Source organism: Zafaria sp. Z1313, from assembly GCF_050563205.1.
Lineage (GTDB): Bacteria > Actinomycetota > Actinomycetes > Actinomycetales > Micrococcaceae > JAZDCJ01.
This window is the reverse complement of sequence record NZ_JBNWUK010000019.1, coordinates 51,966-61,848: the sequence shown is the minus strand read 5'-3', so window position 1 is coordinate 61,848 and position 9,883 is coordinate 51,966. Positions and strand designations below refer to the sequence as shown.

Sequence of the window (9,883 nt, the reverse complement as noted above, 5' to 3'; positions counted from 1 at the left end):
AGCCTTGATCCACCGACCGTCACGCTTGAGGTGGGACGTAATTAAGCACGAAATGCCCGTCTGACCGGGAAGAATGGGACTTGTTCAGGGTTCCGTTCCACCGCGATGAGAGGGCATCTCGTAGATGCAAGTTTCCCACACCCGGGCCGCACTGTCAGTTTCCTTCGACGAACCGAACCTCGTCGGTTCCGCGGGGTTGGTGCCGGTGATGGAACTGGCGCGAGAATCGGGCTTGCACTCACTGGCCGGCAGGCAGCTGACGGTGCCGACGGACAAGGGCGCCAATGCCGGGGCGAAGGTCGCGGCCTTGGTGGCTGGCATGTGTGCCGGCGCCGATTCGATCGACGATATGGCGGTACTGCGCCATGGGGCGATGAAGCGGGTCTTCAGTGCCTGTTATGCGCCCTCGACGTTGGGCTCGTTCCTGCGCGCCTTCACCTTCGGGCACGTCCGCCAGCTCGACGCGGTCGCCACCCGGCTCTTGGCGAACCTGGCCGACCGGGCCCCGCTACTGGGCGCTCCGGCAGACGGCGCAGGAGGATTCGTGTTCGTGGATGTGGACGACACGATCATCGAAGTCCACGGCTACGCCAAGCAGGGCTCCGGATACGGATACTCCGGAGTCCGCGGGCTCAATGCCCTGTTGGCCACCGCCAGCACCGAGACTACGGCCCCGGTGATCCTGGGCCAACGCCTGCGCCGCGGCGCGGTGGGCTCCCCACGCGGGGCCTCCCGGTTCGTCGCCGACGCACTGGCCACCCTGAAGCGAATGCCTCCGGCCGCCGGCACCCGGGTACTGGTTCGCGCCGATTCCGCCTTCTACGGACACCCCACCGTGGCTGCCGCGCTCACCGCGGGGGCCGATGTCTCCGTCACCGTGCGGATGGACAAAGCAGTCAAGAAGGCCATCGCCACCATCGACGAGCAGGCCTGGACCGGCATCAAGTACCCACAGGCGATCTACGACGAGGGCACCGACACCTGGACCTCGAAGGCCGAGGTCGCCGAGGTCCCCTTCACCGCCTTCACATCCCGGAAGAAGGCCGAGAGGATCCCCGGACGGCTGGTGGTGCGCCGGATTCCCGAGTTGAACCCCAAACACGGCGACGGGCAGCCGACCTTGTTCGACACCCACCGGTTCCATGCCTTCTTCACCACCACCGATCCCGAGGTCCTGGATACCGTGGCCGCCGACAAGGCCCACCGACAACACGCGATCATCGAGCAAGTCAACGCCGATCTCAAGGACAGCGCCCTGGCCCACCTGCCCTCCGGACACTTCTGGGCCAACAGCGCCTGGCTGGCCTGCGCGGTGATGGCCTACAACCTCACCCGTGCAGCCGGGATCCTCGCCGCCGGGACCTTCACCCGGGCCCGCACCGGCACTATCCGGGCCCGGCTGGTGAACCTGCCGGCCCGGATCGTCTCCAGCGCCCGCAGAATCCGGATACGCCTGCCCGAGTCCTGGCCCTGGCAGCAAGCCTTCGAACGACTCTTCACCGCCCGCCACCGGCCACCGCAGCCCGCATAGAAGCCATCCACCAGCCGACACCGGCGCGACAGAGGGAACCCACCGTGGAACACGACCGGCAGCGAGGCCGGCTACACGGTCATGCCAAAATCCCGCTCAAGGCTGCTTCAGAAATCCAGCCCCCGACTACATCGCCCGTCGGTGGATCGAGGCTTAGTCATGTTTACATACTAACTGGGCGGGCGCGGGTGTGAAGGGTGCCCTCGGCGCGACTCGAACGCGCGACCGGCGGATTAGAAGTCCGCTGCTCTATCCAACTGAGCTACGAAGGCCAGTGCCCGTCGGACGGGCGCGCCACCATTCTAACGGGGTGCCGGGGCCCGCCGCGACGGGCGCCACCGCCCCCTCACAGCCGGGCCCGTCCCGGCCGGTGGCCCCGTCTATCCACAGATCGACCCACGACCCATGCGCCGTTGCCTGCCGGCGACGACTCTTGGTGGCAGGGGCCGCGTGGCTCCTGGAGCACAGTCACACCAGACAAGAGGGAGAACACCATGGAGCAGCGCACGACGATCCGCGGCAACGCGGCATCGGACCCCGAGCACGTCGTGTCCAAGGACGGCAACACGACCTTCTGCACCTTCCGGCTCGCGGCGAACGTCGCCAACCGCGACCGCTCGAGCGGCGAATGGAAGGTCGACGCGACCAATTGGTACACGGTCAAGGCCTTCGGACGCCACGGGCTCAACGTCCTGGCCAGCGTCCGCAAGGGCGATCCGGTGATCGTCGAGGGACGGTTGCGCGTCACCGAGTGGCAGCGCGAGGACGGCAAGCGGAACTACGGCATCGACGTGCTGGCCGACGCCGTGGGTTTCAACATGGCCTACGGGACGTCGACCATGGCGAACCGCCGCGGCAACCGTCCGGTCGACGGCCCGCCCCGGCCGGAGCAGCTCGGCCCGGACGGCGCCCCGGCCATCGAGTCGGGGCTGGACGGGGACGACGGTGCGGACGCCTACGATCCCGAGACCGGCGAACTCCTCGACCAGGGGCCCTCCGCCGATGCGTCGTCCGACGTCGACGCCGCCGACCACCAGGCCGCCTAGCAGCGTTGCCGGCCCGCTCCCGCGCGAATGTGAGGAATGGGCCGGCAGCGACTAGCCTTGGACGCATGGCGGAATTCATCTACACCATGACCAAGGCCCGCAAGGCCGTTGGCGACAAGCTCATCCTCGACGACGTCAGCATGTCGTTCTATCCCGGTGCCAAGATCGGCGTCGTGGGACCGAACGGCGCCGGCAAGTCCACGATCCTCAAGATCATGGCCGGCCTCGACACGCCCTCGAACGGCGAGGCGCGGCTCAGCCCCGGCTATTCGGTGGGGATCCTGCTGCAGGAACCGCCCCTGAACGAGGAGAAGACGGTCCTCGGCAACGTCCAGGAGGGCGTTGGCGAGATCTACGGGAAGATCACCCGCTACAACCAGATCTCCGAGGAGATGTCCCAGCCGGACGCGGACTTCGACGCGCTTCTGGAGGAGATGGGCAAGCTCCAGGAGGAAATCGACGCGGCTGACGCGTGGGACATCGACAGCCAGCTGGAGCAGGCCATGGACGCGCTGCGCTGCCCGCCGGGCGACGCCGACGTCACCGTGCTCTCCGGCGGTGAGCGCCGCCGCGTGGCGCTGTGCAAGCTGCTGCTGCAGAAGCCCGACCTGCTGCTCCTCGACGAGCCCACGAACCACCTCGACGCCGAATCCGTCCTCTGGCTCGAGCAGCACCTCCAGTCCTACCCGGGCGCCGTCCTGGCCGTCACCCACGACCGCTACTTCCTGGACCACGTCGCCCAGTGGATCGCCGAGGTCGATCGCGGCCGCCTGATCCCCTACGAGGGCAACTACTCGACCTATCTGGAGAAGAAGCGCGAGCGCCTCGAGGTCCAGGGCAAGAAGGACCAGAAGCTGGCCAAGCGCCTTTCCGAGGAACTCGAGTGGGTGCGTTCCAACGCCAAGGGACGCCAGACCAAGTCCAAGGCACGTCTCGCGCGCTACGAGGAGATGGCGGCCGAGGCCGAGCGCACGCGCAAGCTGGACTTCGAGGAGATCCAGATTCCGCCGGGCCCGCGCCTGGGCAGCGTCGTCATCGAGGCCAACGGCCTGCAGAAGGGCTTCGGCGACCGCGAGCTCATCAACGGCCTGTCGTTCTCCCTGCCGCGCAACGGCATCGTCGGCGTGATCGGCCCCAACGGCGTCGGCAAGTCGACCCTCTTCAAGACCATCGTCGGGCTCGAGGAGCTCGACGGCGGCGCGTTGAAGATCGGCGAGACGGTCAAGATCTCCTACGTCGACCAGAACCGCGGCGGCATCGACCCGAACAAGAGCCTCTGGGAGGTCGTCTCTGACGGCCTCGATTACATCCAGGTCGGCAACGTCGAAATGCCGTCCCGTGCGTACGTCTCCGCGTTCGGCTTCAAGGGGCCGGACCAGCAGAAGAAGGCCGGCGTGCTCTCCGGCGGCGAGCGCAACCGCTTGAATCTGGCGATGACGCTCAAGCAGGGCGGCAACCTCCTGCTCCTCGACGAGCCCACCAACGACCTCGACGTCGAGACGCTCTCCAGCCTGGAGAACGCCCTGCTCGAGTTTCCGGGCTGCGCCGTCGTGGTCTCCCACGACCGGTGGTTCCTGGACCGCGTCGCGACCCACATCCTCGCGTGGGAGGGCACGGACGAGGACCCGGCCCAGTGGTACTGGTTCGAGGGCAACTTCGAGTCCTACGAGCAGAACAAGGTCGAGCGCCTCGGCCCTGACGCGGCCAAGCCGCACCGCGTCACGCACCGCCGCCTGACGCGGGACTAGGCTCCGCGCGTGACGCACGCGGGAGGGCCCCGGAACCACGTGGTTCCGGGGCCCTCCCGCGCTGTGACCGCTTGCGGCCGGGGTCCGGCTAGGACTTCCGTCCCCTCCGGGCCGCGGCCTTGATCATCCCGGATTGCAGTCCGCCGAGCAGCTTGGACTTCGCGTCGTCGGGGACGCGGATCATGCCCTCCTGCGCCGCGGTGGCCACGAGGAGGCCGTCCCGGTTGAAGAACCGGCCCTCGCAGAGCCCGCGGGCTCCCGAGGCGCTGGGGCTCTCCTGGACGTAGAGGAGCCATTCGTCGACGCGCACCGGGCGGTGCCACCACATGGCGTGGTCCAGGCTGGCCACGCTCATGCCCGGCGTGACCCAGGGCAGCCCGTGGCGGCGCAGCACCGACTCGAGCAGCGTGTAGTCGCTCCCGTAGGCGAGCGCCGCGCGCTGGACGGCCTGGTCGCCCTCGACCGGCCCGAACGTCTTCATCCAGACGGCGTTCGTCGCGGAACGGTCGGCCCTGCGCGGTCCCTCGACGTAGAGCGGCGTGTCGACGTGGCGGATGTCGAACGGCCGGTTGTATGCCCACTCCTGGGCCATGGGGTGCTTGAAGCGGCCGAGGAGGTCCGCCGTCGAGGGCAGCGACTCCGGGTTGGGAATCCCCTCGGGCATGCGTGCTTGGTGTTCGAGGCCCTCGGCCGGTTCCTGGAACGAGGCGATCATCGACAGGATCGGCACGCCCTCCTGGTAGGCGTGGACGCGGCGGGCCGAGAAGGACCGGCCGTCGCGCAGGCGTTGGACGCCGAAGGTGATCGGCTTGCGGGCATCGCCGGGGCGGAGGAAGTAGCCGTGCATGGAGTGGACGGGCCGGTCCGCGGAGACGGTCCGCGAGGCCGCGACGACCGACTGGGCCAGGACCTGCCCGCCGAAGACGCGCTGGCGCGGCTGCTCGGGCGAATGCCCGATGAAGATGTCCTCGTCCGTGCGCGCGTCGAACTCCCCATCGAGATCGAGCAGCCCCAGCAGGGAGGCGGTGGGGTCCTGGTGTTGCACGGTGGTGGCTCCTCGGCTGGTCGCGATCGTGACTCGACAGTATCCGGGCCGCGTTCGACGCGGCAAGCGGCCCGTCGCGGTGTGTCCCCGCCGGCTCGAGGGCATGAAAGCATGGTGTCATGCTGCCTGCCGACCTCAAGTTCGCCGATGCCGAATCCCTTGCCGACCTGCGCACCTTCCTCGTGCGGGCCCGCGCCGTGGCCGACGGCGAGGTGCGCCTCGCCGCAGCCGGGTCCTCCCTGGCCGTGTACGTGGCCGTCCTCGCCCCCGGGCAACTGGGCGAGGCCGTGCCGACCATCCTCGGCCTGCGCGTCGCACGCCTGGCGACGGACCCCGGTCCGGGCATGGACGCCGTCTACCCGATCGGTGCGGTGGCGGACCGCCTGGCCCGTTCCGGTGCCGGCGAGACGGTGCTGCCGCTGCCGCCCGCCGAGTCCACGGCGGCCTGGACCGGGGTCGCCCCGCCGCGCGGCGGATGGGAACGGGTGGGGGAGTGCGACGCCGGGGCGCTGCGCCGGGCGGCCGAGGACGGCATGCGCGCCGTCGCCTCGGCGCTGCCGGAGAACGCCGGGCGTCCGGTGCTCGCCACGGTGCGCCAACGGATCTGGTCGAGCCCGATGGAAGGCTCCGGCCCCGTGGTCCCCACGGGCGTCGCCTTCGCGGCGCAGACGCTGGGCTTCCTGCCCCCCGAAGGGCCGGTTCCGGTCTTCGCCTCCGGGCCGTGGCTGCGGTTGACCAGCCCCGTGGGGCACGTCCTCGTCCGCCGGGCCACGCTCCTCTGACGGGGCACGGGCCCCTAGCGCTGGTCCGGGGCGTTCTGGAGGGAGTGGGCCGCCCGTTCGAGGTAGTCCCACAGTGTCGCCTCCTGCAGCGGCGGTAGCCCCAACGCGTCGACGGCGGCGCGCATGTGCCGCAGCCACGTATCCCGGGCGGCGGAATCGATCGTGTAGGGCATGTGGCGCATGCGCAGCCGCGGGTGGCCCCGGCGTTCGCTGTACGTCGTCGGCCCGCCCCAGTATTGCTCCAGGAAGAGCTGCAGGCGCATCGCCGCGGGCCTCAGGTCTTCCTCGGGGTACATGGCCCGGAAGTCCGGATCGGCGGCGACTCCCTCGTAGAACTTCTCCGCGAGGCGGCGGAAGGTCTCGCGCCCGCCGACCTCGTGGTAGAAGGTCCCCGCGTAGGCCTCCGGATCGTGCTCGTCGTTCGGATCCAGCGGCCGGGTCGTGTCGAAGCCCGCCGAAGGCGAGCCGACGGGACGCAGGCGGCCGAGCGGCCGGCCCAGGTTGCTCCCCTGCGGAAGCAGCGGCGGGCGGTCGGGGTTCTCGTGCGGGGTAGCCATGTGGTGCGGGGATCCTTCGGGGCGGGTTGGGGTGACGCCCTCCAGACTACGCCCGGACGGGCTCGTGGTGGACGGCGAAGTTCACGCTGCGCGCGATGAAGCACACCGCGTTGGCCGCGCCGTGGAGTGAATCGGCGAGGGCGCGTTGGGACTCGTCGGACAGCTCGACCGCGGGGCGCAACGTCGCGGAGACGAACTCCCCGCTGCCGTCCCGGTTGAGCCGCATCAGGGCCTCGGCCTGGTCCGTGTAGCCCGTCACGACGACGCCGTTCTTCACGGCGAGATGCAGATAGGACAGCATGTGGCATTGGCTCAGCGCCGCCAGCAGGAGCTGTTCGGGGTTCCAGCGGTCGCGGTCCCCGTGGAACGTGGGGTCGGCCGTGCCCGGGAGATCGGGGAGCCCCGCCGCGGCGACGACGTGGTCGCGGCCGTAGTCCCGGTAGCCGGAGGTGCCGGTGCCGCGGTTCCCGGTCCAGGAAATGGAGACCTCGTAGTGGTGTTCGTTGAGCGTCATGCGGCCACGGTACACAGCCGCGGGCCGGTGGGGGAATCCACCGGCCCGCGTTGTTCGGCACCGTCTGCTGCCCAGCCGCGTCGTCCGATCAGCGGCGTCGACGGATCAGCGGTCGGCCGCCTGTGCGGCGAGCGCCCGCACCACGCCGTCGCGGTTCTCCAGCATGAGTCGCCGCAGCGCCGGGCTGTCGTCGCCGAGCTCCCCGAGGAAGGCGTCGGTGCGGTCCACGGTATCCTGGGACACCTGCGCGGACGGGTAGAGGCCCACGATGATCGACTGGGCGGTCTCGTAGCCCTTCTCCTCCCAGATCCGCCGAGCCGCCGCGAAGTACTCCGCGGCGTAGCCCTCGATGAGCGAGGCATCGTGCACGCGGTTGAAGCCGGCGATCGCCTGCCGCTGCAGCGTGTTGGACAGCGTCCCGTCCACCAGGACCGCGTCCCAGGCGGCGCGCTTGGCCTCCGCCGTCGGCAGCGCGGCGCCCGCGAGCTGCGCGGCAAGGCGCCCGTTGGCCGTGTTGTCGCGCTCGAGCTCGGCGTCGATGTCGGCCTGGCCGCGCCGCCCGCCGGCGGCCAGCGCCGTCAGGAGCTCCCAGCGCAGGTCGGCGTCGAGTTCCAGGCCCTCGAGCACGCGGGAACCCGTCAGCAGCTGCTCGACGGTGTCGAGCTGCGCCGCGGTGCGCGAGCGCAGGGCGAAGGCCTTGGCGAACTGCAGCTGGTGATCGGAGGCCGGTGCTGCGGCCTCGGCGAGCTCCCACAGGCGCTCCGCGGCGGATTCGGCGAGCGCGCGGCGGTCGGCGGCGGCGACGTAGTAGTCCAGCACCGTGTTGAGCTGGCGGAGCAGGACCAGGACCACGGAGGAGTCGGACTCCTGGGCGATGTTGTTCAGGACGAGCTCGACGTAGGCGCGCGCCGGCGTCTCCGCATCCCGCGCCGCGTCCCACGCGCTGCCCCAGAGCAGGGTGCGCGGCAGCGACTCGGCGATGTCCTTCAGGTGCTCCGTCGCCGTGGCGAGGGAACGCTCGTCGAGGCGGATCTTCGCGTAGGCCAGGTCGTCGTCGTTCAGCAGGACGAGCGCCGGGCGGCGCAGCCCCACAAGCGCGGGCACGTCCGTCCGCTCCCCGGCCACGTCGAGCTCCTCCCGATGCGTGCGGACCAGGCGTCCGGCGTCGTCCTGGTCATAGAAGCCGACGGCGAGGCGGTGCGGGCGGATGGTCGGGTAGCCCTCCGGCGCGGACTGGAGGATCGCGAACGAGGCGACGGCCCCGTCGTCGTCCACCGTGATCTCGGGGACCAGCTTGTTCACTCCCGCGGTCTCGAGCCAGAGCCGGCCCCACTCGGCGAGGTCGCGCCCGCTGGCCGCCTCGAGCTCGGTCATCAAGTCCGCGAGGACAGTGTTGCCCCAGGCGTGCTTGCCGAAGTAGGAGCGCACGCCGGCCATGAACTCCTCCTGGCCCACCCAGGCCACGAGCTGGCGGAGCACGGAGGCGCCCTTGGCGTAGGTGATGCCGTCGAAGTTGACCTGGACGTCCTCGAGGTCGTTGATCTCCGCGACGATCGGGTGCGTCGAGGGCAGCTGGTCCTGGCGGTAGGCCCAGGACTTCTCCATCGAGGCGAACGTGGTCCATGCGCCCGTGAACTCGGTGTTCTCGGCCGCCGCCAGGGTGGACATGAACTCCGCGAAGGACTCGTTGAGCCACAGGTCGTTCCACCAGCGCATCGTGACGAGGTCCCCGAACCACATGTGGGCGAGCTCGTGCAGGATGGTGATCGCGCGGCGTTCCACCATGGCCCCGGTCGGCCGGGAGCGGAAGACGTAGCTCTCGAGGAACGTCACGGCCCCGGCGTTCTCCATGGCGCCGGCATTGAACTCCGGGACGAACAGCTGGTCGTACTTGGGGAACGGGTAGGGTGTGCCGAACTGCGCCTCGAAGAACTCGAAGCCCTGGCGCGTGAGCGTGAAGACGTTCTCCGCATCGAGGTGCTCCATGAGGGACTTGCGGGCGAAGACGCCGAGCGGGATGGTCCGGCCGTCCGAGCTCGTGAGCTCGCTGCGCACGGACTCGTAGGGCCCGGCGATCAGGGCCGTGATGTAGGAGGACATGCGCAGGGTCGGCTCGAACGCCCAGACGGCCGCGCCCCCGCCCGCGTCGCGCGGGGCGGGCGTGGGGGAGTTGGACACGACGTCCCAGTGGGCGGGCGCCTTGACGGTGAACCGGAAGGCGGCCTTGAGGTCGGGCTGCTCGAAGACGGCGAACATACGCCGCGAGTCGGGGACCTCGAACTGCGTGTACAGGTAGACCTCGTCGTCCACGGGGTCCACGAAGCGGTGCAGGCCCTCGCCCGTGTTCGTGTAGAGGGCGTCCGCGACGACGGTGAGGACGTTCTCCTCCGCGAGGCCGTCGAGGCGGATGCGGACGCCGTCCGCGACGTCCGGGCCCAGCTCCGTGCCGTTCAGGACCACCGAGTGCACGGTGTCCGTCACGGCGTCGATGAAGGTCGAAGCGCCCGCCGCGGCCGTGAAGCGGACCGTGGTGGTCGAGCCGAAGACCCGGTCTCCGCGCGTCAGGTCGAGTTCGACGTCGTAGCTGTCGACGGCGAGCAGCTCGGCTCGCTCCTGCGCCTCGGCGCGGGTCAGGTTCAATCCAGGCAAGGTCGGTGCCT

General features: G+C 70.0%; 8 protein-coding genes and 1 tRNA gene. 4 read left to right on the top strand and 5 right to left on the bottom strand.

Annotation, left to right across the window (positions count from 1 at the left end; translation table 11 throughout):
- The first annotated feature begins 124 nt into the window (after nucleotides 1–124).
- Nucleotides 125–1,531: an IS1380 family transposase gene (locus ACQ3I4_RS14250; protein WP_430632959.1), complete on the top strand. Its 1,407-nt coding sequence runs from the start codon at nucleotides 125–127 to the stop codon at nucleotides 1,529–1,531.
- 198 nt (nucleotides 1,532–1,729) lie between these two features.
- On the opposite strand, the gene ACQ3I4_RS14245 is transcribed toward ACQ3I4_RS14250, so the two are convergent.
- A tRNA-Arg gene (locus tag ACQ3I4_RS14245) sits at nucleotides 1,730–1,803 on the bottom strand.
- Between the two features lie 222 nt (nucleotides 1,804–2,025).
- On the opposite strand from ACQ3I4_RS14245, the gene ACQ3I4_RS14240 reads away from it, so the two are divergent.
- Both ACQ3I4_RS14240 and ettA read left to right on the top strand, forming a co-directional pair.
- Nucleotides 2,026–2,577, top strand: coding sequence for a single-stranded DNA-binding protein (locus tag ACQ3I4_RS14240; RefSeq protein ID WP_329860726.1), 552 nt, complete (start codon nucleotides 2,026–2,028; stop codon nucleotides 2,575–2,577).
- A gap of 65 nt (nucleotides 2,578–2,642) precedes the next feature.
- The gene (gene ettA, locus ACQ3I4_RS14235; protein ID WP_430633806.1) at nucleotides 2,643–4,325 is read left to right on the top strand and encodes an energy-dependent translational throttle protein EttA; all 1,683 of its coding nucleotides are present in this window, start codon (nucleotides 2,643–2,645) and stop codon (nucleotides 4,323–4,325) included.
- A gap of 88 nt (nucleotides 4,326–4,413) precedes the next feature.
- On the opposite strand, the gene ACQ3I4_RS14230 is transcribed toward ettA, so the two are convergent.
- Nucleotides 4,414–5,436, bottom strand: coding sequence for an acyl-CoA thioesterase (locus tag ACQ3I4_RS14230; RefSeq protein ID WP_430633809.1), 1,023 nt, complete (start codon nucleotides 5,434–5,436; stop codon nucleotides 4,414–4,416).
- A gap of 53 nt (nucleotides 5,437–5,489) precedes the next feature.
- Here ACQ3I4_RS14230 and ACQ3I4_RS14225 point away from each other — a divergent pair, with 53 nt between their 5' ends.
- Nucleotides 5,490–6,152, top strand: a complete 663-nt coding sequence (locus ACQ3I4_RS14225) for a hypothetical protein (protein WP_430633805.1) — start codon at nucleotides 5,490–5,492, stop codon at nucleotides 6,150–6,152.
- A 14-nt stretch (nucleotides 6,153–6,166) separates the two neighbouring features.
- On the opposite strand, the gene ACQ3I4_RS14220 is transcribed toward ACQ3I4_RS14225, so the two are convergent.
- The 3 genes from ACQ3I4_RS14220 to pepN form a co-directional block, all read right to left on the bottom strand.
- A complete protein-coding gene (locus ACQ3I4_RS14220) occupies nucleotides 6,167–6,583 on the bottom strand; it encodes a globin (RefSeq protein ID WP_430633808.1) in 417 nt (138 codons plus the stop codon).
- Nucleotides 6,584–6,755: 172 nt separating this feature from the next.
- Nucleotides 6,756–7,223, bottom strand: coding sequence for an OsmC family protein (locus ACQ3I4_RS14215; RefSeq protein ID WP_430633804.1), 468 nt, complete (start codon nucleotides 7,221–7,223; stop codon nucleotides 6,756–6,758).
- 105 nt (nucleotides 7,224–7,328) lie between these two features.
- Nucleotides 7,329–9,872 carry an aminopeptidase N gene (pepN, locus tag ACQ3I4_RS14210; RefSeq protein ID WP_430633803.1) on the bottom strand — a complete coding sequence of 848 codons (2,544 nt, stop codon included), beginning with the start codon at nucleotides 9,870–9,872 and terminating at the stop codon, nucleotides 7,329–7,331.
- Between the last annotated feature and the right edge of the window lie 11 nt (nucleotides 9,873–9,883).